The organism is Thermosulfurimonas dismutans, assembly GCF_001652585.1.
Taxonomy (GTDB): Bacteria; Desulfobacterota; Thermodesulfobacteria; order Thermodesulfobacteriales; family Thermodesulfobacteriaceae; genus Thermosulfurimonas; species Thermosulfurimonas dismutans.
Genome location: NZ_LWLG01000032.1, coordinates 1 through 1508, shown reverse-complemented (window position 1 = coordinate 1508; position 1508 = coordinate 1). Strand labels below are relative to the sequence as shown.

The 1508-nt window shown below is 42.1% G+C and carries 1 protein-coding gene and 2 pseudogenes; 2 read left to right on the top strand and 1 reads right to left on the bottom strand.

Translation table 11 applies throughout. The annotated features are described in order from the left end of the window. Nucleotides 1–578 precede the first annotated feature (578 nt). Together TDIS_RS10560 and TDIS_RS11620 are read left to right on the top strand one after the other, a co-directional pair. Nucleotides 579–1082: pseudogene (locus TDIS_RS10560) on the top strand (transposase); the annotation flags it as partial. 66 nt (nucleotides 1083–1148) lie between these two features. Next, nucleotides 1149–1334, top strand: coding sequence for a transposase (locus tag TDIS_RS11620; RefSeq protein WP_425263986.1), 186 nt, complete (start codon nucleotides 1149–1151; stop codon nucleotides 1332–1334). Nucleotides 1335–1408: 74 nt separating this feature from the next. Here TDIS_RS11620 and TDIS_RS11615 read toward each other — a convergent pair. Further along, nucleotides 1409–1508: pseudogene (locus tag TDIS_RS11615) on the bottom strand (ankyrin repeat domain-containing protein); the annotation flags it as partial.

Below are 1508 nucleotides of genomic sequence, written 5' to 3'. Positions count from 1 at the left end.
CTTTTCTGTTCTTCTGTAAAAAAGCCAGAATTAATAAGCTCGGTAAGAGCTTGACAAATAAAAGCCCTCTTTTCCTTTGGCGAAAGTTCCCGAGGCATATCGCTTTCTTGAAAAGTATCTGGTTTTTTAAAATTTTCAATTGAATTCATATCCCCAAAGACCATCTACCCTTACTCAGATTCCTTCCGATTCCCTCCTCAGAAGATCCGTTTTCAGCCGATTTTATCCGACGTCGGATAAAGTCGGAATAACCTCATAAAAAATACCATAGTTCCGAAACTATCGAAACTATCAAATCGGATACTCATCATCTTTAGTCGGATGAAACCATCACTGCAAGGAATTAAAAGATTGAACAGGAAGAAAAATAAAAGGCTATAAAAATGAATCCTCAATACAGGCGCAAGTTAATAATAAAAATTTTGGCTAAGGGTTTAAAAAGAAAAACCAAAAATAGAACTGAGAACAAAAATGAAGGCAAAAATTAAATGCGCAATCTACGCTAGAGACCTTTGCAAAATCAGATTGACAATTTTATTTCTCATAATAAACTCACTTAAAAACTAAAGGAGTTGAGCATGTATAAGAAACAGCATACTCAACTCACTTTCGGGGAAAATATTCTTTACCAAAACCTCCCTGATGACCTCCTCCTAGAACTCGACCGCCTCATCAACTGGAAACCCTTCGAACGCATTCTCTCCAAACTCCATCCCTCCTCCGTAGGACGCCCAGCCTACGATCCCCTCCTCATGCTCAAAATCCTCATCATCCAGCAAATCTACGGTCACTCCGACCCCGAAATGGAAATCATGCTCTACGGCAACCTCTTCTACCGCCGCTTCCTCGGCCTTTCCGCTACCGATCCCGTTCCCGACCACTCCACCATCTCCCGCTTCCGTAAAGATCTTAAGTCCATGAACCTCTACAGAACCTGCTTCAAAGAACTCAAACGCCAGCTTGCCGAAAAGGGTTACGAGCTTAAGTGCGGCAAAATCACTGACGCCCGTCTGGTCAAAGCCGCCCGAAACCCCGGAAAAGGAGACTCTGATGCCGCCTTTGCCAAAAAGGGAAGGCGAACTGGGAGGCCCTTACAGCCTTTTTCAAGTATCCGATAGAGATAAGGCGAGTAATGTACACGAACAAATATCATAGAAAGCATGAATAGCAAATTTCGGAAGGCTACGGCCGGGAGGCGTGTATTTCCGACGGATAAGTCTTTGTTAAAGTGTTTGTACATGGCTGCTATGGACTTGGGACGGAAATGGACAAGAATTAAGGACTGGCCACAAATTTATACTCAAATTGCCATCTTATTTGAAGATCGGCTATGATGAAATTTACACAAAAGGGTGGACACTCCCGGTGGACACTCCCAACTTTTACACGTCAGATCAAGTCTAAACTTTTAAATATTTAGTATCATAAGGGGAGTAATTCCGTCCTTATTCCTTGCTTTTATATCGGCTCCATGCACAATAAGTATCTTAACTAACTCTGTATAATCC